14 protein-coding genes are annotated in these 26,579 nt (G+C 44.2%); 8 read left to right on the top strand and 6 right to left on the bottom strand.

Annotated features, from left to right (window positions below; genetic code table 11):
* Positions 1-401: 401 nt before the first annotated feature.
* Positions 402-1,445: a GMP reductase gene (locus R7P64_RS07950; protein ID WP_005373458.1), complete on the top strand. Its 1,044-nt coding sequence runs from the start codon at positions 402-404 to the stop codon at positions 1,443-1,445.
* A 146-nt stretch (positions 1,446-1,591) separates the two neighbouring features.
* Here R7P64_RS07950 and R7P64_RS07945 read toward each other — a convergent pair whose 3' ends face one another.
* The 4 genes from R7P64_RS07945 to R7P64_RS07930 form a co-directional block, all read right to left on the bottom strand.
* Complete coding sequence (locus R7P64_RS07945; RefSeq protein ID WP_233059819.1) at positions 1,592-2,005, bottom strand: hypothetical protein; 414 nt, start codon at positions 2,003-2,005, stop codon at positions 1,592-1,594.
* Positions 1,947-2,885, bottom strand: a complete 939-nt coding sequence (locus R7P64_RS07940; RefSeq protein ID WP_318119105.1) for a linear amide C-N hydrolase — start codon at positions 2,883-2,885, stop codon at positions 1,947-1,949. The genes R7P64_RS07945 and R7P64_RS07940 overlap by 59 nt, the downstream gene beginning before the upstream one ends.
* A 439-nt stretch (positions 2,886-3,324) precedes the next feature.
* The gene (locus R7P64_RS07935) at positions 3,325-3,651 is read right to left on the bottom strand and encodes a hypothetical protein (protein ID WP_005373454.1); all 327 of its coding nucleotides are present in this window, start codon (positions 3,649-3,651) and stop codon (positions 3,325-3,327) included.
* An 87-nt stretch (positions 3,652-3,738) separates the two neighbouring features.
* Complete coding sequence (locus tag R7P64_RS07930; RefSeq protein WP_262579005.1) at positions 3,739-5,430, bottom strand: FAD-binding oxidoreductase; 1,692 nt, start codon at positions 5,428-5,430, stop codon at positions 3,739-3,741.
* A 282-nt stretch (positions 5,431-5,712) separates the two neighbouring features.
* Between R7P64_RS07930 and R7P64_RS07925 the strand changes: the two genes are divergently transcribed.
* A complete protein-coding gene (locus R7P64_RS07925) occupies positions 5,713-6,186 on the top strand; it encodes a DUF1842 domain-containing protein (protein WP_005373450.1) in 474 nt (157 codons plus the stop codon).
* A 134-nt stretch (positions 6,187-6,320) separates the two neighbouring features.
* Here R7P64_RS07925 and R7P64_RS07920 read toward each other — a convergent pair whose 3' ends face one another.
* Positions 6,321-9,494 (bottom strand): AAA family ATPase, encoded by a 3,174-nt coding sequence (locus R7P64_RS07920; RefSeq protein WP_017819913.1) that lies wholly within the window; start codon positions 9,492-9,494, stop codon positions 6,321-6,323.
* An 868-nt stretch (positions 9,495-10,362) separates the two neighbouring features.
* On the opposite strand from R7P64_RS07920, the gene R7P64_RS07915 reads away from it, so the two are divergent.
* From R7P64_RS07915 to R7P64_RS07895, 5 genes are all read left to right on the top strand, one after another.
* Positions 10,363-11,661: a hypothetical protein gene (locus tag R7P64_RS07915; RefSeq protein WP_053307255.1), complete on the top strand. Its 1,299-nt coding sequence runs from the start codon at positions 10,363-10,365 to the stop codon at positions 11,659-11,661.
* A gap of 7 nt (positions 11,662-11,668) precedes the next feature.
* Entirely contained in the window at positions 11,669-12,616 is a 948-nt protein-coding gene (locus R7P64_RS07910) for a formyltransferase family protein (protein ID WP_318119104.1), read from the top strand.
* A 146-nt stretch (positions 12,617-12,762) separates the two neighbouring features.
* Entirely contained in the window at positions 12,763-13,377 is a 615-nt protein-coding gene (locus R7P64_RS07905; protein ID WP_005373442.1) for a phage tail protein, read from the top strand.
* Positions 13,378-13,497: 120 nt separating this feature from the next.
* A complete protein-coding gene (locus R7P64_RS07900) occupies positions 13,498-23,130 on the top strand; it encodes an Ig-like domain-containing protein (RefSeq protein WP_318119103.1) in 9,633 nt (3,210 codons plus the stop codon).
* Positions 23,131-23,363: 233 nt separating this feature from the next.
* A complete protein-coding gene (locus R7P64_RS07895; protein ID WP_262635580.1) occupies positions 23,364-23,537 on the top strand; it encodes a hypothetical protein in 174 nt (57 codons plus the stop codon).
* Between the two features lie 102 nt (positions 23,538-23,639).
* Here R7P64_RS07895 and R7P64_RS07890 read toward each other — a convergent pair whose 3' ends face one another.
* Entirely contained in the window at positions 23,640-25,043 is a 1,404-nt protein-coding gene (locus tag R7P64_RS07890) for a PLP-dependent aminotransferase family protein (RefSeq protein WP_167416134.1), read from the bottom strand.
* Positions 25,044-25,402: 359 nt separating this feature from the next.
* Here R7P64_RS07890 and ampC point away from each other — a divergent pair, with 359 nt between their 5' ends.
* Positions 25,403-26,554: a class C beta-lactamase gene (gene ampC, locus R7P64_RS07885; protein ID WP_318119102.1), complete on the top strand. Its 1,152-nt coding sequence runs from the start codon at positions 25,403-25,405 to the stop codon at positions 26,552-26,554.
* The last annotated feature ends 25 nt before the right edge of the window (positions 26,555-26,579 follow it).

Raw genomic sequence — 26,579 nt, 5'->3', positions numbered from 1 at the left:
TTTTTTGAGTACTTTTTTACGAATTAGCAGGGCATCTTAGTATTAGGTGATTGAGTTTTAGGCAGATTTGAGAGGTGATGCGTTTTAATTTTTAAGATATGACGCAAAGGTTTGCGCAATGGGTTAACTTAGGTGCTTTCTCAAGTTGTTGATAGTTATAAATAATAAGAGGTTTTGGTGACTTGGGGAGCGTTTTTGATATGCGATTTTCAAGATGGTATCACAAAAAAAATTCAAATATCAGACTTGTAGGAAATAAATCACAGCCTATAATGCTGAAAACCGGAGCGTCTGCCAACGCTCCGGTTTTTTTGTGTCCGAAGAACAGTGAACTCGTCTGCCAACGAAATCACTACGCACTCTGAAATGACACATATACATATGAATCAAGGAATTACACAATGCGTATCGAACAAGAACTTAAGTTAGGTTTTAAAGATGTACTGTTTCGCCCGAAACGTTCTACCCTTAAGAGCCGTTCTCAAGTAAATTTAACCCGCGATTTTACATTCAAGCATAGTGGTCGTCAATGGTCTGGTGTGCCAGTAATCGCAGCAAACATGGATTCGGTTGGTAGCTTTGCAATGGCTAAAGCCCTAGCTGAGCATGGTGTAATGACCGCTGTTCACAAACATTACACGGTAGAAGATTGGGCTGAGTTTGCTAAATCAGCAGATAAAGTAACCATGAATAACGTTATGGTGTCTACGGGAACATCTGACGCAGACTTCCAAAAAACCAAAGACATCATGGCGCTTTCAGATGAATTTATTTTCATTTGTATCGACATTGCAAATGGTTACTCAGAGCATTTGGTCGAGTATGTTGAACGCGTGCGAGCTGAGTTCCCAGACAAGGTCATTTCTGCAGGCAACGTGGTTACTGGTGATATGTGTGAAGAGCTAATCCTAGCTGGTGCAGACATCGTTAAAGTGGGTATCGGCCCAGGCTCTGTATGTACAACTCGTGTAAAAACGGGTGTTGGTTACCCGCAGCTTTCTGCAATCATCGAGTGTGGTGATGCAGCGCACGGCCTTGGTGGCATGATCGTCGGTGACGGTGGCTGTTCTTGTGCGGGTGACGTAGCGAAAGCATTCGGTGGTGGCGCGGACTTCGTAATGCTAGGTGGGATGCTAGCGGGTCACGAAGAGTCAGGCGGCGAAGTGATCGAGAAAGACGGCGAGAAGTTCATGAAATTCTATGGCATGTCGTCGAAGAGCGCGATGGATAAGCACTCAGGTGGTGTCGCTGGCTACCGTGCCGCTGAAGGTAAAACCGTATTATTGCCATACCGTGGTAGCGTTCACGGCACTATTCAAGACATCCTTGGAGGCGTTCGCTCAACATGTACATACGTAGGTGCAGCAAAGCTTAAAGAGCTAACCAAGCGTACTACATTCATCCGCGTTCAAGAACAAGAGAACAACGTGTTCGGTAAAGAGTAAATCGACTGAATGTAACAAGTGTAAAAGCAACCATACGTTATATCTATAGCAGATAAAACTATACTATATGCAGCTATGAGCCAGAGTGAGATTGATTTCTTACTCTGGCTTTTTGCTTCCCATTTGTTTGCGCTTCAAAATTAACTCTAAGCGATTTTAATAGTTGGTCGAGATTCGACTTGTTCAAACGGTAATGATGTTGTAACTGGCATGAGCTGTAAAACGCTTGAAATCTGACAGTCTCTATTTAACCCAATATAGTCTTTGACATTAGCGACTCGCCAAGTCATGTCTCCGTAAGTACGCAGATAGAACGCGGGTGATTGATGACTGTTATGTCTAATAACGCTCCATTGGGTAATATCACTAAAAAAGACTTCAGGGTTATCGGATGTCTCAAACTCATTCGCCATGATGCCCAAAGGTATATCAACGCGATTAAGTAGCTTTTGTCCGAGTGAGAAGGCTTCGTCGAAGTTAGTTGGTTGTTCGCTTAACTGCTTAATTGCATAGGTTTGTACAAATCGAGACGGCGGTGTTGGGTCGGCGGGTAGACCCATCAAGCCAGCGCCATTGATTGATTGATTGAAGTGGGCCAGGCACTTGGACATGACGTTGCATGGTTGCTTCATTGTTCGGTTCTGGGTTGTAGTTGCGCAAATTGGAAAAATAAGAGAGGTGATTGACATGCCAATGGTAATTTGGGCAGTTAGTCATTACTCCAACGTAGGAGTGGTCCACAACCACTTTATAATCATCAAAGTCGTATTCGGTACATTGATAGCGTGCTTGCTGATTTTCCTCTTTGCTGAACATATCGCTTTCTTTGAATGCTCGATAGATATGCATATTACCGTTAAGAAACTCAATGACGGCACTGTCATTATTTGCATCGTGAATCACGAAATGCTGGTCCAAAGCCATGTTGTCACTCTCTGTTTCACCAGTTGAAATAGTCGAGTTAAACACGTAAACGGGGTGGGTGGTGAAGTAGGTCACCATCTCGTCCACAGTATTAAACGTAGACAAGATAAAAGTACCAAACAGGCCGCTGCCTAATGCAAAGGCATCATCAGGGATGTGAGAGGTCGATACATTTTGATTGAGAATGGGCAAGTACAGTGACCCAACAGAAAGGCCAGATTCATTAATGCCATCAGCTGTTAAAAGAGGGTTATTATACCGGGTAATGGCATTGCAGTGTATGAAGCTCAACTCTCCCTGCCAATTTGCTCGAAACTCACATTCTTTACTGTGAAGTTTTGGCGGCTGACCATTGAAAACACGGTCGGCTTTTCCGTCGGAAGTAAAGGTCGTAATTTGGTAAGTTTGTTGGGCTCTAAACCAAATCTCGGTCTGAAGGTTAACTGCAAACTCCATGGTTCTAGCGGATAAGGTTTGGTTGTTGCAACCATAATTGATATTAACATCTGTACACATAGCCATGCTTTCCGTTGTTTATCTTGAATGATGAATATCCAAGAAACCCTCTGAATCAAATGCTTAGAGATTACGTGGATATAGATGAATTGCGCTTTAATAATGGTTTTAGCCATTGAGATAAGCGCATGCTATTAAGTTAAGCATTCAATCAAAAAACGTCAGTAGCAGTTTAGTATCAGTTAAAATTGATATAAAAGAGATGAACTAAAGATATTACTTTACCTTATAATCACATGATACATATTGTTAATATCATTTTGTCTGATTTTATATTGAAATTATTATATATCTTGATGATTTAACGTGAAGGAATAAAAATTACAATATTTAGAATATGATTGAAAATGAAGGTAATTTGCAATTTAAATGCTGAGAAGTGAAACTGCCCGAGAAGTTGTGCAACTGTCTCGGGCGAAGTGATGAATCAGGTGAGCAGCTATAAAGTTTTCTCACAAGAACCGCTAAGTGGTGGAGATATTTTTAAATTATCATTAAAGATTTCTACAACGACGGGGCCTTTATTTTCATCTTTTGCATAGTATGCACAGGACTTGTCCCCAGTATAGGTTTTACCTGCCTTTTTGAAACTGTAATACCAGGAGTCATGGGTAGCGGCACCGGATTCAAAACTAGCAGATTCAGATTGTTCGCCAATATTCAAGTCGAAATGAACCTCCATTTCCGGAGAGTCTTTAAATCTCACATATCCGGTGATTTTATCGTTGGAGTTATTTTTAACGTAAAATGAACCCTTAGTTGTCATAATTTTTCCTCTTTTTTAATTTCTATACGTGATAGAACGGCCAAATGACGTTCTGTTAATATATGCTTTTTAAGATGCATATTGATGTTAAATGATGGTCTTATTAGTTCTAAGGTGATTAAACTTATCCTTAGCGTATTTTTCTTTTATACCGATTAAGTCGCGGTAGCTTCGATCAAAATAAACGCTTGTCGGAATTGCCGGATCTTTAAAGCTGATGAAGGCACCATAGGTTCCCGGTATATCAGCTTCTCTGGCTTTATCAATCCAGTCCATGGCTCTGTTTACATCAACAAGTACTGGGTTATTTTGTAGTTCTAGTTTTTGCTTTATCTCTTCATTCCACCAGGTTTGGTATTGGACTGTATATTGACACTGGCGGTAGGGGAAAGATATGTCTTCAAGGTCGTCTGAGTGATGATAAAAACCGCCAGTGATCGCCCCTAAGGTTACGTAACTAAATAGCCCTTGATCGCGGTTTTCTGGCTTTATCAAAGGTGAAGTTAAGCTTTGCAAAAGTGCAGTATAGCCTTCTGGTTTAAGACCTCGCTCTGACACCAATCGCGAAGTGATTTTGTGAGGTGCTGGGGCGTCATAATCGGGAGGGAAAGGAGAACCGTTTTGACACAAAGAATCGCGCCCCCATGTGCTCATCAGGGAGTGATCGTATTTCTTCCCGTCAAAGTCAGTGCCATGTGCTTCATAGACTTGAACTAAATCAGGGAAGCAAGCGCCAAATTGAACGGCTATAAATTGGTGAAGATCTTGTTCTGTTCCTTCCCAGTAGCCATACATGGTGCAGTGATGGCTGATGGTTTCAATATCACAGTGGTTAGATGATTCAGGCAGAGCATCAATTTGCAAGTTGGTGCCAAGAAGTTTAGGCGTATCGAGGCTTTTTATAGCCTGCTCCCAATTTTTTAGCACATCTATGGTAGGGTGCGTTGGTATTGGCTGAAGCATACCGTTGATTTTTGGATAGAGGTTCCACTGAAGCTCGAAGCGGTGGATCTCTTTGGGTAAAGGGAATGTTTTTACGCGTAGCTCGGTAACAATGCCATAGCTCATGCCTCCGCCGCCTCTTAGTGCCCAAAATAGGTGAGGGTTGGACTCTGCTGAGACTTCTGTGATCGTACCATCACCCAATACCACGGTTGCACTCACTAGGTGCTCACAACACATGCCGTATTTTCGCGTCCAAGGGCCCCATCCTCCGCCTTGAATATAGCCAGTGAACCCAACTGTGGCACAGGTTCCATGTGCAATCATTCGATCATGCTCTGCAAGTTTTGGTGTCAGTTGATAGAAGCGATAGCCAGCACCAATGGTGGCAATATTGTCACACAATTGGAAGGTCTTAATTCTGCTCACGTCAATCAAAATGACGTTGTCACCACTGCATTCACCTGCGTGATCATGCCCTCCTGAGCGAACACGAATCGGGAGATTGAATTGAGTTGCTGTTAGATAGGCTTGCTGAACTTCTTGCGTACTTTCGCACATGACAATGACAAAGGGTTGGTGTTGATAGCGAGTATTGAAGATGAGTGACTCGACTTGATATTGGTTCAAACCGGGAACCGGTGAAACCGTGTTTTCAAGAGGTGTCAGTAATCGTTCTTTAGGAAAACCGCACTTATCCATTTTCTGAATAAACAGTTTGGCATTATTGACTGAGATTGAGTACGCGCTAAGTACAGCGAGGCGTTGTATTTGAGGGTTAGGGTGCTGTTCTACCACTTGGTTTTCTTTAGTTCCCTGCATCCATTCATGTTCCATTATTTTTCCATTTGGCTTATGTATTGAATAGTTGTTCAAATATTAAACCAAATGCATACATTCACCATATCAGTTTGGTATCAGTTGTTCTGTACAAATCGCCAAAAGCATCAGCGAGAGAGCAACAATATCTGGTTGATGAAAAGAACGATCGGCATCTGCGTGACCGTGGATAATTTATGTAGTCAAGTAGATCTGAGCCTAAATTGATACTGAACCAGAATGACGTGTTATCTACATTGAATGGGTCACTAACGACAATAAATTCAGTTGGAGAACACAATGAAAATGGACTCAAAAGAATCACAAGCAATTTTTACTGCTCATTATCAAATTGGTAACGGCTTACCTGGAGGAGTGAGCTTCGATGTTAATCTACTCGTGGCCAGCGAAGACAAATCAATAGTGGGTAAAGGACATATCTTTCAGGCCGTTAACCCACCGTTAAATGTGGTGTCTGATCTCAATGGTAGTTTCAACTATCAATGCACGATGCGTGATTGTCATATCATGGTGACGTTGCAGGGCTACCAGCCTTATCTAGGCATTGCTCCTTTAGGAGCTGATCTTCATAACGTAACGCTCAACCTCCTACTTAATGATGATTGGAAGTCAGGCGTGGCATTCTATCGATATAAAAATAGTTCAGGTAAATGGATTGAAGCAGCAAATCAACGCGTTACTCTACTTTTGCCTGAGCATGTTCCTAGCATCGAGAACTTTAAGGTGGAGCAAAATGATCTTGCGCCAGCATAAATCTCATCAGCGATGACACTGTGCCAAAACACAGATATTCGATGGTTTCGAATATCTGTGTTTGACGAGGTAAATCGAGTAAACACGATGACTTGACGGTGCAATTAATCGACTTTCTTCGTTTATTGAATATTTCATGGTTGAGTAGATGTGGAGAGCCAATGGTCGAGCTCATCAACACTTATTTGAGCCTGATTCAGTTGATGCTTACGCGCGGCCTGATTGAAGTTTAACAACTCAGAGACGGAGCTGGACTGGTCGAGTAAGGCAAGCATCAGATTCGCTTGTTCAATATAAAAATCACCCCATGGATGCGGATCTTCTTGGGTGAAGTTAGACAGCTTATCGCGATATTTTCGAAGTAGCGTAGGCTGCTTATACTGCCACGCTACTTGGATTCCTTGTTGGTAAAAGCGTAAATAGTTATGACCAACACAGGTAGATTCTAGCCAAGCCTCACCAGTGCGCAAAGCGGAGAGGGCCGTTGATTCATCGCCACAAATAAGTGCCTTGGTAGATACGAGCCAAGGACCAATAAAATTGTGTAGCTTATTGATATGAACAAGATCTAGAGCCGTGTCGATGTCCGAAAGGGCTTTCTCCTCTTTTCCCTGATACCAGTGCAATCTTGCACTGGACTCCAAAAGAAAAGCGACAAATCGATGAGCATTAAGCTGTTTTGAAAGTTGTAGAGCGGTCGAGATTTCGTTTTCAGCTTGCACCAAGACATTACGGTCGAGAAAGATCCATGCAGCCGTAAGCCTAGAAACAATTTCTGCTCGGCGGTTTGCCGTGAGATAGGCAAGATTCGAGGCATGCTGAGCCTGTTTTAGTGCTTCGTCAGATTGCAGTTGATAGATCATCACTGTTGCCAGCATGTAGCGATTGGCAGTTTCAATCGAAAGCAACTGATGCTCTTCACACAGTTGCAAACACTCGGTTAAGTGCTCGTATGAGCGAGCCATTTTTCCTTGTGCGTAGGCACAATCACCGAGGCCGCCAAGCGATTTTGCTTTCGCGCGAAAACAGTTTGCTCGTTGACTGTAATCTAATGCAAGTAAATGTTCTTTCTCACATTCGTCTAGCTGCCCAGTGGGGAACAGCATATTACCTCTCATCGAGTGAATTTCACACAAAGATTTATTTAACGTCAGCTTTTCGCACAGGGCTTGGGCTTGGTCTAAAATCGACATCGCTTGTACAAAGTTGTCGGTTAAACGGTAGGGGTTAATGAGGTCTAAATAGTATTGAACACGTTCAGAATCATTTTCTGTGTGATGAATCGCTTGCTCAAGAACCTCAATACTCTCTTTGATGCGTCCCATCGAATACAGGCAGTTTCCTTTCATATTTAGTGCATACGCCATCTGTGCTTTAGGTGACTCTTTAATAGCGTATTCAATAAGAGTCAGTGCTTTTTCAAATTGATAATTGCTCAGGTAATGTTTGGCGGTCTGGTCAAGAACAGTAAATACACCTTCGCCCTTGGCATGATTGATATGGACTGCATATAAGAACCGATCTCGGTTCTCATACCATTTTGCGCAGGCCATGTGTATTTTTGAACACTGTGACTTGTCTATTTGACGGAAAACAGCATTACAAATCAAATCATGATGGAAAAGGTATTGATCGCCATTGAGTTTTACTAAGCCAGCGTCGACTAACTTATCTGGTACGTAGCCGGGAATTCGAGTGATTTCACGCAGTTGCTCCAGTTGAAAGTACTGCCCCAACACAGATGCAGTACAGAGTGCTTGGCGATCTTGGGCTGGAAGTTGAGCTAATTGTATCGAAACTAAATGTTCCAATGACTCCGGAACGTCTTTATCAAACTGAGAACAAAGTAGTGTTTGGCGTAAGTATAGAGGATGGCCTTTCGCAAGCTTTATACAGTCATTGATATGTTTATTCTGTTGGCATGTGATTGAGCAAGCTAACTCGTAAGACTCTTCAGATGATAACTCCCTAAGTTCGATTAGATTCACGTTGGCAAACCAAGATTGTTTGGAACTAAGTCGTTTTTGCTGCCTAAACGTCAGAAAGAGTAAAATATTGGTGTTTGTAATATAAGGTAGCAGTGTCTCAAGAAATGCCAACATTACCTCGTCGGCCCAATGGACATCTTCAACAATAATCAAATGCGGTTTGCTGGTCTGCCGTTGTTGAATTAAGAAAGGGATAGATTGCTCTATCGTTTGTTTCAGCGTTTGGAACTCCATTAAGTTCAGCAGCTGTTTTTCTGATTCGTTGAGTGTTACCCCCATTAACCAATAAAGGCAGAGATGGAAAGAAGAGGGAATTGATGACTCGACAGTCTGCTGACGAATAGAATCATCGGTATCTTCACGAGTAAATGAACAAATTGCCCGAGTGAATATATTTTGAGGGGACAAGAGATCAGCACTGCCATGATTCAGGATTTGAATCTCTGTGGTTAAACACGAAGAACGACTCAAAGACGAAATGACCTGGTTGAGTAGGCTGGTCTTTCCTATCCCTGCGGTACCAGTAATACAATACGTTTGGCCTGCTTCTTGTTTTTGCCATCGCTTGATTCCGCTATTCAATGTTTCTAGTTCAAGTTTACGCCCTACGAAACAGTCAGTATGGTTTTGGTGTAAGGATACAAAATGCCAGTTGTTGAAGTCTGGCTCTCCTGTTAGAAAAGGTTTTATTGGTCTGGCACAATTGGACGAGATAAAGCAAGGACAAGCAGCTATTTCTCCCCAAGGGATTTTAACTAGGATTTCATTGATTGGGGTTATCGCATTCGGATGTTCCGATAGCTCAGTGATTCGATGCATGTATTTCACATTGATAAAAGACCGAATCGAAGCCGAAAGAGCAACCTTTAATTGAAGGGCTAGTTGTCGAATTCGCTCAAAAATATATTCGTCCGATTCCTGTAAAGACCAAGTAAGAACAAACGTTCGGTTTTGTATTATGGGTGTAGTGTTTTGGCTGAGAAGTAAGGTTTGCAGAGCCTTTGCGGTCAAATCACACTTTGCTTCGATTGCAAAAATAAAAAAATATGGTGGTGATGAAGATACATTTGTAAATAATGGTTCTGAGGCCCGATCTATTAAAAGGTCCTCTACGGGGACAGAAAAGTATTCCGCGAGATTGGATGCGGTACGATACAGCACATTCGCCCCAGACTCTGCTCGCTTTATAGAAGCAATAGATACGACAAAACCCTGTTGAAAGCATTCTTCCGCCAGTTTTTCTTGGCTCAGTCCTAATTTCTTTCTCAGTTCTTTGAGTCGTAATACGTTGAGTGGAATTCTTCCATCCCTATTTGCCATATTTCACTCCGTTGTAACGTATAGCTTTTCCCAGTAAACCTGAATCGATTGGATATGTTGAGTGAATAAATTTATCTTATTTCACCACATATATAATACTAGTAGTTAAAATGTTATATACGAAAATGAAATGGGCATTTTAATCTTCAAACCACCTTAATTCATTGTTATATTAGTGGTGTTTTTTTATTAATAATTTTGATATTTATTTTTGTGAGTTCATGTTTTTCTTAATAAGTTTTTTGAAATATCTTTAAACTTATATCTTTTAAAAGATTGCACACCTTAAACTTATATTGGACTTCATTAAACTTTAAAAATTAAATTCTTTAATTTTAGAGATATAAATTGACAATCTTATTTTTAGTGTTTTTTTTGATCTCTATTCTGGCTAACTGATTTTTTCTAGTCTATAAATCAAATATCGGCAATTTCAAAATAACTGCCGAAAAAATTATTTTAATTTCAATATTATAAATAGTTGGCTTTATACTATGGATATTGGCTTTTTCTGCCTGTTAAAAGGCTTTCATATTACACCACACTTGAGTGCCGCGCTTACCTCTATTAAGGAGACTGCGTGGCTGCCATATGTCAAACGATCTTGCCATCGAGGGGATTGGCAAGCGCTTGCTTTAGAAGAATCACATCGAAAGGCCTATTACCCTAACTATTTACTACTCTCTGAATTTACAGGATTAGAACTGTTTTTATCTCAATTTTTCTGCCCAATTTTGTCAGTACGGTTTATGAAGTTAGAGCCGGGAGCTGAGATATTGTAACGCGGACCTCTGGCATATGTTTTTCTCAAGTACAGGTGTGTTACATCATTAACTACTGCTACAGCGGCAAGTGAGGTTCATGAATTATGCAAAAAGGCTCATCTATAGAATTCTACCAGCAACGTCCTCAATCTCGTGAGACGGTCGGTGTTGAAGAAGTGCAGCAACAAACTCAACAGTTTGGTTTTGCTGAACCCGAAATGGATGAGCTGCTTAAGTACTCATTACGGACTCAACTTGAGGCTATGCTCCAAAACCAACTCAGCACGGCTGAACGCCAACGGCAACTGAAAGAGAGTTTCGCTGCGGCAGTTGAGCTCGTATTGAAGGAGACGAAAGTTGAGCACCGAACACTGGTGCAAGCCTTTCAGAGCATGTATGGCAACGCTTGCCAATCTCTTTCTCTGGCTAAACTCACTCAAGAGGAACTGACCCGACAGTACATTTCCACGTCTGGGCTGGTGATGTCCCCACTTAACTGTAAACACACCATCAAAGATGTGTACCGAATTAAAGGCTTTGCGTGTGGTATAAACAAAGCTATCCAACATATGCTTGCCAACAAGTCACAGGTTAAAGTGCTTTATCCAGCTTGCGGCCCCTTTGCACCATTGCTGCTGCCTTTACTTGCTCACTACAAACAAAGTGATCGAATTAGCGCAGAGCAGCTTCAGGTGACACTAGTAGATATTCACCCCGGAGCCATTAAAGCACTCAATCAATTGATCGCGGATCTCGATATCGCAGACTACATTGAAGCCTTAGTGGAAGAAGATGCTACCCAATTTTCGCCAACTCAAACGTTTGATCTCCTGATACTTGAAGCGATGCAGCATGGCTTTAGTCGGGAAGGGTTCCTCAGCATCGCGAAACATTTGGTTCAATATTTACATATTCAAGGCGAAATGATCCCCAATCAGGTATCTGTGCGCGCCATGATGGTCATCGGGGAGACGGAATTTAATCAACAATGGGAAAAAGCAGAGTATGCACATTCCAACCATTGCCAGCCGGAAGCGATCGATGATCGAATTGATCTGGGAGAAATTCTTAACGTCAATAAAGCCATGTTGCTCAGAAGCGAGATTTTTGAGCTAGATGGTGGAATAAAAATGCTGCAAGGCAACACCATTGAGCTGCCGAAAGATGTGCCAGATATGGCAAAACGTATCCTCGCCATTTACAGCCATATCGATACTTACGGAGATGCGATGGTCGGACAATACGACTCTGGTATTACCCATCCTAAACCCGACATGACTTTTTATGTGGATGCCAAGCCCAAAGCTGTTGAACACCATTACTTTGAAGCGAAGGGAGGGGATAAGGTCAGTTTCTATTATCAGTTAACCGGATTGCCAGGTTTTGTCGCCACCCATGGATGATTTCGATATGCAGCAAAAATACGTCGTTTTTACAGGAAGTTGTTACGCCTTGCCCATCATTCAGTTGTTGGCACAACAGCATAAATTGGCGGGCGTGGTAGTACCGGAAGGAGAACTAAATCCTGACTTACAGCAGCTACAGAGCTATCTGAGCGCTCAATCGATTCATATTGCTCAGTATACCGCCAATGACAGCAGTGCTTTGATAGCGCAACTCGATGTTTGGCGAGTCACGGATGGCGTTATCTATTTGTTCAGGCACATAGTTCATTCCTCGCTGTGTCAGTTTTTCAACGGAAACTTGTACAACATTCATCCGGGAAAGCTGCCCGAGTATCGAGGCCCGATGCCTCTCTATTGGCAACTAAGAGAGGGTTTAGACACCTTTAGCCTCACCCTGCATCGTCTTGAGGCATCGGCTGATTCCGGCGCTATAGGAATGGAGTTAGAGGTACCATTTCACCCGTTTGAGACCTTAACCAGTGCTCAGCAAAAAGCGTCACAAATGACGGCTAAGCTGATGTATGACTTCCTCATCGCGCAACAAAAGCAAGGGCTGGTTTGGCGTGAACAAGTATCAAACCCCAGCGAAGTGGCACGAGCAGTAAACCAACATGATCTGCACCTTCGTTGGAACGTGCAAACGAGTCGCGAAATCGTCAACTTAGTGCGAGCAGGCAATCATGACTTCGGTGGTGCGATGTTGAGCTTGCCAAGTGGTGTCGCCAATGTTTTGCAAGCAAGCGCAATGGAGACTTCTTTAGTCGGTGTTGAGGCGGGGAGCATTCTCGAGATCAGCCCACAACATGGGTTACAAGTGAAAACGTTAGATAGCGCCATATCAATAGATGTTATTGCTACACCGCAAGGCGTGTTTTCGGGTTATCGCTATGCGCAAATGGCTGGGCTAGATGCTGGGATGTCATTGCTCCAGCACGCTTCTGCTTGTGAGTAAATAAATATCTCAATACGGCTCTTTGCGGCAGTGATGAAGCCCGTAACGGTATTTAGTAATGCGAGATTGGAAAGTTTTAACCAACCACACCAATTTCGTTATGGGCTGGTTTTAACTTAAGTGTATACGTTGAAAGGAAGAACAGTATGGCTACAGAACCGTATCTTGGGACACTAACCGCATTTGGTGGCAATTTTGCAATTAGAAATTGGGCAATGTGCTCGGGGCAAATGCAGGCAATTGAAGATAATCCAGCGCTCTTCTCTCTAGTTAGCACTCTATACGGAGGTGACGCCCGAACTACCTTTGGTTTACCTGATTTGCGTGGCCGCAGTCCAGTTGGTGTAGGCACACGACCTGGGGGGATGGATTATCATCAGGGAGAAAGATTGGGTACTGAACTGGTAACTATTGATATAACTCAAATGCCAGCACACTTACATACGGCAATTTTTACCCCTCTTGGCACTTCTGCACCTGTAACAGGCAGGATGCAGGTTGCTACCAATGCTGCAAATACACAGGTACCCGATAGTAATTCGTATATAGCGCAAAACTCTACCCCCGGGTTCTATAAACCGACGTTTCAGCAACCAGATTTGACCGAGATCGAAGGCTTAAGTGTGTCTGGTAGTGGCTCGGGCGGAGGTACTGTAACTGTGACTGAAACAGGCGGTTCAATGCCACTTAATATTCTGAGCCCGGTATTGCCGATTAATTGGTTAATTGCCACTGCGGGAGTATACCCACCGCACAGCTAATCAACCAAGAAAGAATTGGCTGAATCTTTAGCTAATCCTTTCCTATAAAAAAATTAAATATTTAAGTTGATTATGATAACCCGGCCATGTTGATAAGGCCGTCATCTTCAGGAGAGGAAAATGAGATTACATCGTCAGGTTGCGATCGCAATTACAACAGCATGGGTGTTCTCAGCGTTTTTTTCCGGTGGAGCCTGGGCTGCACAGCAAACGATTAACTACTCTAATGGTTCAGGTTCCAATTTTAGTGAGGTGGAGACCGGCGTCACAGGGGGTATGCCCTCAGTCACTCTTACCAATGCAGGTACTGTATCTATGGTATTAGATGCGGGCACTAGCTCGGATGGCACTCCGTTTACTGGCCTAAATGACCTCGGATTTGTAGCTGGTGTTCTTTACTCAAATACCATGATTAATGAGTTCAACAATCGTGGCTTCCGCTTTTTTGAGAAATCAAGTACTAACTTCAGTTTCGACGAAATTACCTATATGCAGGGGTCGGCCCGAGACTCAGATAAAACGTATCAACTTGTGTTAACTGGCTTCTCTAATGATATTCAAACAGTGACCGAAACTGTCACCTTGCCAAAAGGTGGTGAAGCAAACTCAGGGTTACAGGACTTGTTTACCCTGACCCGTGGTACAGATTTTAATGATTCGGCATGGCAGGACGTTGATACAGTGACTATGGCGTTTACCCGAAGTCCGGGTGCTGACTCTCGTTATCTTATCAGAAGTATCAAGATTGATGACGCTGCGGTTTCAGACTCTACCGCGCCTACTTTTGTCAGTGCGAGCTCAACTCCCACTGATGATGCAACCAATGTTTCTGTTAGCAACAACATCGAGATTGCCTTCGATGAAAATATTGAGCTGAAGAGCGGCAATATTACCATTCGTAATGTTACCGACAGTCGCGACTTTGAAGTATTTAATGTTGCCACCGAAAGCGATGGCACAACAACATCACCAGGCGCTGGTCGCATCAGTGTTACCAACAATAAAGTTTACTTAAACCCAACCAGTGATCTGGCAGGGAACCGGACCTACGCCATTCATATTGAATCCAGTGCCGTGGCTGACAGCGCAAATAATAGCTTCGCTGGGATCAGCGATGATGCCACATTTAACTTTACGACAGTCGATACCACGCCAAATGCGCCATCTACACCCGATTTAGATGCTAGTTCGGATACCGGGCCATTAAATACTGATAATATTACCAGTGACACTACACCAACGTTTAGTGGGACTTCTGAGAGTGGATCGATCGTTACTTTATACAGTGATCAAGTCGGTGGAGGTGCAACGGTTATTGGCACAGGCACTGCTACTGGAGGAAACTGGCAGATAACAACCAATGAGTTGGCGTCTGGTATTACACATGCAATAAGTGCTAAAGCGTCTGATAGCGATGATAATGTTAGCTCGGCATCCAACGCGTTAAGTGTCACCATTGATACAATAGCACCATCCGTAGTGAGCATTACCACGCCGATTGAGGCTGACAGTATCGTCAACGCTGCAGAAGACAACGATGTGTTGATCGCTGGCTCCGGCGCGGAAGCAGGCAACAGCGTGACCGTGACTATCACAGACAATAACAGCTCTGTCAGTCGTACGGTGACGGCCGACAACTCAGGCAACTGGACGCTGAGCGGCAGCGAGCTGGATGTCAGTGGCCTGAACAATGGCACCCTGACGGTGTCTGCAACCCAAGCAGATATAGCAGGTAATATCTCCACCGCAGCTAGCCAGAGTGTTACCCTAGACAATGCAGCCCCATCAGCAGTGACCATCACCACGCCGATTGAAACCGATGGTATTGTCAATGCGGCAGAAGACAACGACGTACTGATTGCTGGCTCCGGCGCGGAAGTAGGCAACAGCGTGACCGTGACTATCACGGACAATAACAGTTCTGTCAGTCGTACGGTGACGGCCGATAACTCAGGCAACTGGACGTTGAGCGGCAGTGAGCTTGATGTAAGTGCGTTTAACAACGGCACCCTGACTGTGTCTGCAACCCAAGCAGATATAGCAGGTAATACTTCTACCGCAGCCACCCAGAGTATTACTCTGGACAATGCAGACCCATCTGCTGTAATCATCAATACGCCGATTGAAACTGATGGGGTCGTCAATGCGGCAGAAGACAACGACGTACTGATCGCTGGCTTCAGTGCGGAAGCAGGCAATAGCGTGACCGTGACTATCACGGACAATAACAGCTCTGTCAGCCGTACGGTGACGGCCGACAATTCAGGCAGCTGGACGTTGAGCGGCAGTGAGCTTGATGTCAGTGGCCTGAACAACGGCACACTCATAGTTGCTGTGACGCAATCGGATACGGCGGGTAATACCTCCAGAGTGACCACCCAGAGCATTACCTTAGATAACGCCGCACCATCAGCTGTGACCATCACTACACCGATTGAAACCGATGGTATTGTTAATGCAGTGGAAGATAACGATGTGTTGATTGCTGGCTCCGGCGCGGAAGCAGGCAACAGCGTGACCGTGACTATCACGGATAACAACAGCTCTGTCAGTCGTACGGTGACGACCGACAACTCAGGCAACTGGACGTTGAGCGGCAGCGAGCTGGATATCAGTGGCTTGAGCAATGGCACCCTGACTGTGTCTGCAACCCAAGCTGATATAGCAGGTAATATCTCCACCGTAGCCACCCAGAGCGTAACCCTAGATAACGCAGCGCCATCCGCTGTTACCATTTCCACGCCGATTGCAATCGACGGTATCGTCAATGCGGCAGAAGACAATGATGTGCTGATTGCTGGCTCCGGCGCGGAGGCTGGCAATAGTGTGACCGTGACCATCACGGACAATAACAACTCAGTCAGTCGTACGGTGACGGCCGACAATACCGGGGCTTGGACGACTATTGGCAGTGAGTTTGATGTAAGTGCGTTTAACAACGGCACCCTGACGGTCGCGGCGAGCCAGAGCGATGCGGCGGGCAACACCTCCAGTATAGATAGCACAACAATTACGTTAGATAACGTGAGGCCAACTGTTTCTTTGAGCAGCTCAGACCTTGATTTGATCTCTGGCGAAACGGCGAGTATCACGTTCACCTTAAGTGAGTCCTCAAGTGACTTTACTGAGTCAGATGTCACCGTCACTGGCGGCAGTTTGTCTAACTTTGCGGGCAGCGGTGACAATTACACGGCCACCTTTACGCCGGATAGAGACAGTACAAGTACAGCGACGATTAACGTGGCGGCAGATTTCTTTACCGATGCTGCCGGGAATAGCAACACTGCTGCGCCTCAACTGTCTATAACCGTTGATAGTTTAGTGCCGAGTGTGACTATCTCCAGTGATAAATTGGCGCTGAAAGCGGACGAAACGGCGACCATTACCTTTACCTTAAGTGAAGCGTCGAGCGATTTTACCGAGGCGGATATCACGGTTAGTGGCGGTACTTTGTCTGGTTTTGCTGGCAGTGGTAGCAGCTACACTGCGACCTTTACACCAACGGAAGAGAGTGCGACGAGCGGTACTATTGAAGTTGCCACAGGCACATTTACCGATGCCTCTGGTAACACCAATAGTGCAGCTACACCACTTTCCATCAGCGTCGATACTGTGCTTCCAACCGTTAGTATCACTAGCTCCAGCGCTGCGTTGAAAGCGGGTGAAACGGCAACACTCACGTTTACCTTGAGTGAAGCCGCAACTGATTTTTCCGAAGCCGATGTGACCGTGGCTGGAGGAACTCTTTCTAACTTTGCGGGCAGTAGCGCCAGTTACACGGCTACCTTTACACCTGCAGAAGAAAGCACTGAGGATGCAACTATTGATGTTGCAGCCGAGAAATTTAGCGACGCAGCTGGCAACCTCAATACAGCAGCGACTCAGTTGTTGATCTCAGTGGATACGGGGATCCCGACTGGACATAGCATCAGCATTGATCAGGAGAGCATTAACAAAACCAACGAACAGGCGATGAGCTTTACCTTCGCAGCAGCTGAAGTGAACGCGATGTTCACTTATAGCGTGACCGACGGTACCACGACCATTGACGGCGCTAGTCAAACAATTTCTTCGGAGACCATGCAAGTAACGGGCATTGACGTCACTATTTTGCAAGAGGGGACGTTGACAGTAAGCGTGGTGGTAACCGATGCCGCAGGCAACGCATCTGATGCAGTGACGGATACTGTGACCAAACGCTACGATGTCGCGCCAACGGTAGTTGATGATAGCTTCTCGACTGAGGAAGATACGGCGAAACAGTTTAATCTGTTAGCCAACGATTCCGATGTTAATGATGACATGGTCGCTTCTTCTACAACGATTAAAACGCAACCAATTAAAGGTCAGGTGTCGATCAGCAACGGCGTTGTTACCTATACGCCAAATAATAATGAGACAGGCACAGATAGCTTTACCTATACCGTGAAAGATGCCCTGCTGCAGGAGTCGCAAGAGGCGACAGTGACCGTCACTATCATGGCTATAAATGATGCGCCAGTCGCTAAAGCGCTGACCATCAACACCGACGAAGATACCGCAAGCGCAGCAGTCAGCGCGCGTAGTCAAGCGGAGGATGTTGAAGATGGCATCCCAACGGGTGATTTATCGTTAGTTAGTTTGCCTCAAAAAGGGCAAGTAGCCATTGATCAAACTGTAGGCACTTTTGTATATACGCCGAATCCGAATGAAAATGGTAGCGATAGCTTTACTTACACGATCGCAGACAGTGAAGGCGGCGTTTCTCTTGCGGCCACGGTCAGCGTCAATATCGGTTCCGTCAATGACTCACCAGTAGCGGAGGAAGACAGTTTTACTTTTGATGAAGATATCACATCGACACTCGATATTTTAAGTAACGACAGTGATATTGAAGATGGGTCATTCACCCCGAGTAGTATTACCCTGCAAGATCTTGGTCAAGGAGAGGGGGTATACAGTTTTGCCACGGTCAGTGTCAATGTCGATGGGACCTTAAAGATTGTGCCAACAGCGAACGTTAATGGTCAACATAGCTTTACCTACATGCTAACCGATAGTGGTCAAGCAGTCTCAGTGCCTGCAACCGTCACGCTCAATATTACGCCAGTGAATGATGCCCCCGTTGCTGTTGATAACAGTGCACAACTACTAGAGGGAGGCTCCTTCGAGGTCAATGTATTAGGCAATGATAGTGATGCCGATGTTGGAGACAGTTTTGAACTCACTAGTGTCACAGTCGTCGATACGCCAGCACATGGCAGTGTGAACGTGACGGCGTCAGGAGCGATTGTTTACAACCCCAATGAGAACTACTTCGGTGAAGATAGCTTCACCTATACGGTGGCAGACTTAGCAGGTGCTGTATCTAACGCCGCAACAGTGACCATGACAGTAACACCAGTCAACGACGCACCAATGGCGCAAGCACAGTCACAAACGCTTGATGAAGACAATAGTTTGGTGATCACGCTGGTTGGTTCAGATATTGATAACGATGATGACACTCTGCAGTATCTTATCACTGAGCAAGTCAGTCATGGCGTGCTAGAGCAGTTGACCAATAATAGTTGGCGCTATACACCAGAAGCGGACTTCAATGGCTCCGACTTCTTCTTGTTCAAGGTCAACGACGGTGATCTCGACTCGACAGAGGTTCGTGTCGATTTGACGGTTAATGCAGTCAACGATACACCAACCGCGACCGATATCAGTGCTACGGGAGAGGAAGAAATACCGCTGACCATTACTTTAAATGGTAACGATGCAGAAGGCTCATCTTTGAGCTATCAAATTGTAAAATCGCCAGTCAACGGTAATGTTACCGTCACAGGCAATCACGCGGTTTATACGGGTAACAGTAACTTCTTTGGTCAGGACAGTTTCACTTACAGCGTAAGTGACGGAGAACTTACCTCTGGAGTGGCGTTAGTGACCATCACGGTGAATAACGTTAATGACGCGCCAGTGATTACGGGTACCCCATCGGCGCAAGTTGATGAAGATAGTGTGTATCAGTTTGTGCCCGCGGCATTGGACAATGACCCAGCGGATACTCTGACCTACTTGATAGCTAACAAGCCACCTTGGGCTACATTTGACAAGACAACAGGAGCGCTTTATGGCACGCCAAGTAACCGTTATGTGGGGACTTATCCAGGTATCGTGATTAGCGTATCCGATGGCACTATTTCTTCCTCATTGTCAGCTTTTTCGATTACTGTGAATAACGTTAACGATGCACCCGTTATCTCTGGTTCACCAGCAACACAAGTGAATGAAGACAGCACCTATCTGTTCACGCCACAAGTGTCAGATGTTGACAGCCAAGCCTTCACCTTCAGTATCGTGAACAAGCCATCTTGGGCTAGCTTTGATGCATCAACAGGCACGCTTAGTGGTACACCAGATAATGGTGATGTTGGCAAATATCAGGGCATTGTTATCTCGGTTTCTGATGGTCTCACGACCACAATGCTCAATAGATTCAGTATTGTGGTTAACAATGTCAATGACGCGCCAGTGATCAGTGGCACTCCTGCTCTTACCGTCAACGAAGGCAGTACGTACCGCTTTGCGCTGCAGGCATCGGATGTTGATAGTAGTAGCTTGAGCTTTTCAATCCGCAATAAACCATCATGGGCAACCTTTGATAGAGCAACTGGGTTGCTAAGTGGTACGCCGGAAAATGAGCATGTTGGCAGCACCAATAATATTGTTATTAGTGTCTCAGACGGTGAGCTAAGCACATCTTTAGCAGCGTTTAGCATCACGGTAATCAACGTTAATGATGAGCCAGTGGCGGTTAATGATACCTATGTCTTTACCGAGAGTAACGATGGTAGCTACTTATTGGATGTACTCAGCAACGACAGCGATGTTGATCTAGATACATTACAACTGGAATGGGTTAAACCTACATCTGGAACGGCAACGATTGTGGGCAGTCAAATCCAATTGGTAACGACCTCAATTGGTACAGTGGCAGTGCAATACAGTGTGAAAGATGGTAACGGTGGAAAGGCCACCGCGAAAGCAATCGTGACAATTAAAAGTGCGAAATTGGACGCACCAACAATAGCCGCACCTTCAGATATCGAAGTGAACGCAACTTCGCTCTTTACTAAAGTTGCATTAGGCTCTGCTGTGGCACGAGATAGTACAGGCAAGCTATTACCTGTTTCATTGGTCGACAGCACGACCTTTTTCCGACCTGGAACTAATACGGTCTATTGGCGCACTCAAGACTCTGATGGAAACGTCGCTGAAGCTAGTCAAACGGTAACAGTGTATCCACTGATAAGTATCTCCAAAGATGCGCAAACCACGGAAGGCACCAATCATAGCGTATCGATACACCTTAACGGTCCTTCGCCGAGCTACCCAGTAATCATACCTTATACGGTTTCAGGAAGCACGGACAGTGATGACCACACGCTCACCTCTGGTGAAGTGGTGATACCTAGTGGTACCGAAGGCAAACTTTCGTTCGAACTACTTAATGATGGACAAAATGAGGGCGTTGAAACCTTAGTGATTGATCTGGACAGCACCCTTAATCTAGGTAGTAAGCGTCGTTACACCTTGACAATCTTTGAAGAGAATGTGGCTCCGAAGGTCACGGTAAGTGTATCTCAGGCGGGGGAGCAGCGGAGCCAAATTGAAAATGGTGTTGAACCGGTCACAATCACGAGCAGTGTTAGTGATGCCAATATGTCCGATATACACAGTTTCAGATGGAGTAGTGATAGCGATGTACTTAACCAAGCGATTGCGGGGCAGATGTACAGCGAAACATTGACTTTCTCTCCGCAATTACTGAGTTCAGCGATTTACAATTTGCAATTGACAGTAACTGACAATGGCACTCCACCATTATCAGTGACACGGAATGTCTATTTAGAAGTGGTACAAACATTGGCGGAGCTCGGGAGTGAAGACAGTGATGGCGACTTAATCCCGGATGATCAAGAAGGTCATAATGATAGTGATGGTGATGGTATCCCTGATTATCTTGATGCAATTTCTGACTGTAACGTAATTCAACAGGTTGTGTCAGAAAAAGATCGCTTCCTCATTGAGGGGCAGCCAGGTGTCTGTTTACGCAAAGGAATAACCATTCTGACTAACGCAACAGGAGGAGCTTTATTGCTGGATGAGGAGCTTCCTAAAGATATCAACATGAAGAGCATAGGGGGAATCTTTGATTTTGTAGTAACTAATTTGCCGCTGCCCGGCCAAAGCTATCAATTAGTTTTGCCTCAGCGTTTACCTGTTCCAGCAAATGCAGTGTACCGAAAGTATAACGCTGAACAGGGGTGGATAGACTTTATTGAGGATGCTCAAAACACGGTTTCTTCTAGTGCTGGCGAGGCTGGTTATTGTCCGCCACCAGGGCACAGTTCATGGTCACAGGGTCTGACTGAAGGTGACTGGTGTGTACAACTTACCATTGAAGACGGTGGTCCGAACGATGATGACGGATTGGCTAATGGCAGTGTCGTTGACCCTGGCGTCGTTGCCGCTCGTGTAAGCAATAATACACTCCCTCAAGCGATTGACGACAATGCGTTTGTTAGTCTCAATGGTACGGTTACGATCGATGTATTGAGCAATGATGCTGATGCTGATGGTGATGGGCTGAAGGTAAGTCGCGCTTCTGTAGATATTGGTAGTGTTAGTGTGGTTGATAACAAACTAAGTTATGTCACTCAACCACAGTACTACGGGGAGGCTTTGATCACTTATAGCGTAACGGATGGTAATGGTGGAACGGGATCGGCGAAGGTGACGGTAAATGTGGTAAACAGTCAGAATCCGAATGCGGTGGACGATAATATTACCACCGATGATCGTACCCCTGTCACGGTTTATGTCCTTGCTAACGATACCGATCCGGATAACGACACATTGAAGTTGGTTTCAGTCCAAGCGCAGTATGGGCAGGCGGTCATGAATGCAGATCAGAGCGTGACCTATACCCCTACCTCAGGGTTTGAAGGCAATGATGTGTTGACATATATCATTCAGGATAGCCAAGGCCTGCAAGACGCGGGGAAAGTTATAGTGACCGTTAAGTTGGTAAGAGATGTAAAGGTTGAAAATACTTCAGCAGGATCATTGGGTGGCATGGTGTTGATGCTTTTGATTTTGTTAGGAGCCATGCAACGTTATGGAAGAAACAGTGCTCTAGCACTAATTGCTGTGTTTAGTTTTAGTAGTCAAGCGGGCTGGTATGTTGATGTTCAAATGGGGTCAAGCCATGCAGATGAGCGTGATGCTGTTAAAGGTGATAACGTAATCTCTACTGACAACACCGGGTTCTATCGCTCTGTCGGGTTGGGATATACTTTTTCTGATCAATGGTCTGGAACTATTCGTTATATTGATATGGGTGAAGGTAGTGCTACATTGCGTAGTGCTACTACTTCACCAGAAGACTATCACGCCAATGTCGCATCTATAGCCCCACTCCTTGTTAAGGGCATGGGCTTCGACATCGGTTATAAGTTCTGGCAATACAATTCATGGTCCGCAAAACTGAGTTTGGGGGGCTTGTTCTGGGATACCGATATTGAAAGTACGTATCAAGGCAGCAAGATAACGACGGAAGTGGATGGTTTTGATGGATATATTGGTGCAGAAGTTGGCTACAACCTCTCAGATAATTGGGAGATCGGTATCCAAGGCGCTCGTTATTTTTTACATGAAAATGATGTTGATATAATTGCGGTACAACTTCGTTATTTTTTTGAGCCGTTAACAGCGTATTAACCTAGGGTTTGGTATTTTTCGATAATTTGTATCCTAAGCGATCATGAAGCGATATGGTAAATTACTGGAGATTAATGTCGTGATTGTGATCTTTATTATATAGGTCAATACTCTATAACAAATCCTTAATTACCTTGAAGTCTTTTCTTCTTTAACATCTAGCGAAAGATAGTGTTTTGATAGAGTGTTAAGCAGAACTTACTGTTCGATATTAGAAAAATAAGGTTCATTGAATGCTCGATGTGAACTTAAAAGAAGATGATTTACGCAATAGGGTTGCTGGTGGCGCTGAAAGTGTCAGCGTGATACGTCGCTTTACTTTGAACCTAGTACGTTTACAGTCGAAGAAATATAGTGTTGGGGCTGAAGCCAAACCAAGCGTGTCAGAGCGACACAGTTCGTATTGAACCCTTATTGGGTTGAAAAGCGTTCCACGCTGGCTGTCGCCCTGATGCTGATAACTGCGACGATAAATTGATACCGAGCAAAACGATAATTTTATATCTGCTTTAATCCAATATTGATTGAATAATATCAAATGCTTTTTCTATTTTTTGGGTAGGAATAATGCCAAATCCAAATAAGAGGGCATTAGAATGATTGTTGATAGAAAAATGCGATGATGGGTAAACCGCTACATTTGATGAAGCAAATTTATTCATCATTTGTGTCGCGCATCCCGATACTTCAGCTGCTATATGCAATCCACCTTGGCTTGGAATACGTTGTAAGCAATCTATGTTGTCAATTAATTGAGTTAGCTTATTATACCTTTCGCTGTAGATTTTATTCATATTGAGTAAATGGTGAGAGAAATGACCGTCACGCATGAATTCGTCAAGTAGGATTTGAGACACTACAGATGTACTTCTTCCCAAGTGCCATAACATATTTGAAATTGGCTCTATTAAAGACTTTGGCGGAATCATATAGCCAATGCGTATGCCGGGAAATAGTATTTTAGAGAAACTGCCTATCATAGCGACGCAGTCATTTTTGTCTTGTGACTTGAGACCTTGCTTACTGGTATTGAGGTAGTGATATTCCGCATCATAATCATCTTCGATAATGATTGCGTTATTAACTTCTGCCCATCTCAGCAGTTCTAACTTCCTTTCAACTGAGTAGCTAAAGCCTAAAGGGAACTGATGACTAGGCGTTGTATAAATAATTTTGGTATTAGAAGGGATTGATTCAACGATAACACCTTGGTCGTCCATCGGCACGGAGCCTATTTGCGCGCCAAGTAATCGAGCTTGATTTCGAAAAACAGGATATCCTGGATCTTCCGTCGACACGAGATCCCCGGGAGAGAGTAATGTAAGGAGAGTCGTCATTATTGCCTGCTGGCACCCTTGCGTAATGATGATGTCTTCAGGGTCACAGATTACGCCTCTCGAGTGTCTCACATACTCGCAGATAGACTCTCGTAAACAAGCTAACCCTTGCAAATCACCACCATGTGCAAACTCTGGAGTTAATGCATTGAGCCTACTCAGTCTTGAGTGTCGCCAAATATGCTTTGCTATTCTCTGATGATCAGGAACGCCTAAAGTGAAGTCATAGTCTAGATTCTTTGGTGCGATGATCTCTGGCTTCTTCGCTGCGTTAGTGCCAAACACCCCTAGTTGGTAGTGTTTTATTGGTCTCTTATCTTGATTCATCGTTTGTTCTAGAGCATTACTTACGTACGTGCCAGACCCTGCCTTTTTTACTATCCACCCCTCGAACTGAAGTCGCTCATACACCGAAATGACAGTGTTTCTTGCTATGCCTAACTTTTTCGACAGCATGCGGGTTGACGGTAATCTCTCATTTGATCGTAATCTGCCTTCTAATATCCCTTGGTATATCTCGGAATAAAGCTGTTGGCTGGTGACTTTTCCAGTTTCGAAGTGTAGTGAAAATGGCATCGTTTTCTCTGTAGACGTTGAAAAGTGGTTCTAAAGCGTTGTGAGGATGTGGATCTGTATATACCAAGTATATCTACCTAGTATACCGTTATCGTGATATGGAGAAAGCGTAATGAGTACACTATTTCCCCATTTTGGAAACGGATGTTACTTACATTCGTATCTAACCGGCCTACCTATCAACGGTGATCAGGTTTAGACCTGTTTATATCGCACTAAAAATTTGAAGACACAGTGTTATTCATCGAGGGTTAACGATTGGAGTTCTTCAAGTCAGGATTACTTTTATATAAAAAGTTAAAAGCCTTGGAATAAACTAGAAATTAATTATAAGTTAAAATTAAAAAATTGAGGGTTCAATGAAGTTAAACAATGCCTTGCTGGCCATTTTATCGCTCACTTCTTTCGTCACGTTTGCGAAAACGGAGTTAACGGTTAGCAGTCAATTAAAGAGCGTAGTTGATGATTGCGCTAAAGGATTAATAAACGAATACGACATTCCGGGGTTGGCTGTTGCAGTAACGATTGATGGCAAGCGTTATTTTTACAATTACGGTTTTGCTGACGAAAGTAAGGGGAGTTTAGTCACCAACGACACAATTTTTGAACTCGGTTCTATCAGTAAAACTTTTGCCGCTACTTTGACTGGGTATGCCCAAGAAAAAGGTAAGCTAGACATGGATGACAAGGTCAAAGATTATATTCCAGAATTAGAGAATAGTGCTCTGGGTAATACCAAGCTAGTTCATGTCGCCACCTACACTGCGGGTGGTCTACCACTGCAATTTCCTAGCGAAGTAACGAACGACGCTGAAATGATGCAGTACTACAAAACGTGGCAACCGGAGTACGAAGCCGGTACTAAGAGGAAGTACTCAAACCCTAGTATTGGTCTATTTGGCTACATCGGTGCCTTGAGTATGAAGTCAGATTATACGGAAATGATGGAAACCGTCATTCTGCCTGGGCTCGGTATGACCAATACGTTTGTCGATGTACCAAAGGATAAGCTTAACAACTATGCTTTTGGTTATAGTTCTGAGGGAAACCCAGTTAGAGTTAATCCAGGTATTCTTGATGCACAAGCCTATGGTATTAAATCAACAAGCTCAGATATGCTTCAATATATCGAAGCAAATATGGGGCAAGCGCAACTGAATAATGATATTGAGAATGCGCTAGAGCGAACTCACATTAAGTATTTTAATACCGATACATTTGCGCAAGCAGTAGGGTGGGAAGGTTATGATTATCCCGTCTCACTTTCACAATTATTGAAAGGTAACTCCAGCGACGTAATTCTCAACGCTAAACTGGTTCAAGCAAGTGAATCCGGTACTCTCGGTCGTGACATTTGGTATAACAAAACGGGTTCAACAGGTGGCTTTGGGGCATATGTCGCGTATGTACCCTCTGAAAAAATAGGCATAGTGATTCTAGCGAATAAAAACTACCCTAATGCCGAAAGAGTAGAGGCTGCTTACCATATTATTAGCTCAGTGGTGAAGTGAATTTTAGTGGTAATAGGAACTACGT

The sequence above is a fragment of the Vibrio sp. 2304 genome (assembly GCF_033339475.1).
GTDB classification, from domain to species: domain Bacteria; phylum Pseudomonadota; class Gammaproteobacteria; order Enterobacterales; family Vibrionaceae; genus Vibrio; species Vibrio alginolyticus.
The sequence above is the reverse complement of the archived record's forward strand: the minus strand, read 5'-3'. Positions and strand labels throughout refer to the sequence as shown.

Bases quoted from the DNA above. Each gene is read 5' to 3' on its own strand.
- R7P64_RS07895 (WP_262635580.1), top strand. From the start codon at position 23,364: ATGCTCGATGTGAACTTAAAAGAAGATGATTTACGCAATAGGGTTGCT.
- ampC (WP_318119102.1), top strand. From the start codon at position 25,403: ATGAAGTTAAACAATGCCTTGCTGGCCATTTTATCGCTCACTTCTTTC.
- R7P64_RS07940 (WP_318119105.1), bottom strand. From the start codon at position 2,885: ATGTGTACAGATGTTAATATCAATTATGGTTGCAACAACCAAACCTTA.
- R7P64_RS07930 (WP_262579005.1), bottom strand. From the start codon at position 5,430: ATGGAACATGAATGGATGCAGGGAACTAAAGAAAACCAAGTGGTAGAA.
- R7P64_RS07905 (WP_005373442.1), top strand. From the start codon at position 12,763: ATGGCTACAGAACCGTATCTTGGGACACTAACCGCATTTGGTGGCAAT.
- R7P64_RS07915 (WP_053307255.1), top strand. From the start codon at position 10,363: ATGCAAAAAGGCTCATCTATAGAATTCTACCAGCAACGTCCTCAATCT.
- R7P64_RS07945 (WP_233059819.1), bottom strand. From the start codon at position 2,005: ATGGGTCTACCCGCCGACCCAACACCGCCGTCTCGATTTGTACAAACC.
- R7P64_RS07925 (WP_005373450.1), top strand. From the start codon at position 5,713: ATGAAAATGGACTCAAAAGAATCACAAGCAATTTTTACTGCTCATTAT.
- R7P64_RS07920 (WP_017819913.1), bottom strand. From the start codon at position 9,494: ATGGCAAATAGGGATGGAAGAATTCCACTCAACGTATTACGACTCAAA.
- R7P64_RS07935 (WP_005373454.1), bottom strand. From the start codon at position 3,651: ATGACAACTAAGGGTTCATTTTACGTTAAAAATAACTCCAACGATAAA.
- R7P64_RS07910 (WP_318119104.1), top strand. From the start codon at position 11,669: ATGCAGCAAAAATACGTCGTTTTTACAGGAAGTTGTTACGCCTTGCCC.
- R7P64_RS07900 (WP_318119103.1), top strand. From the start codon at position 13,498: ATGAGATTACATCGTCAGGTTGCGATCGCAATTACAACAGCATGGGTG.
- R7P64_RS07890 (WP_167416134.1), bottom strand. From the start codon at position 25,043: ATGCCATTTTCACTACACTTCGAAACTGGAAAAGTCACCAGCCAACAG.
- R7P64_RS07950 (WP_005373458.1), top strand. From the start codon at position 402: ATGCGTATCGAACAAGAACTTAAGTTAGGTTTTAAAGATGTACTGTTT.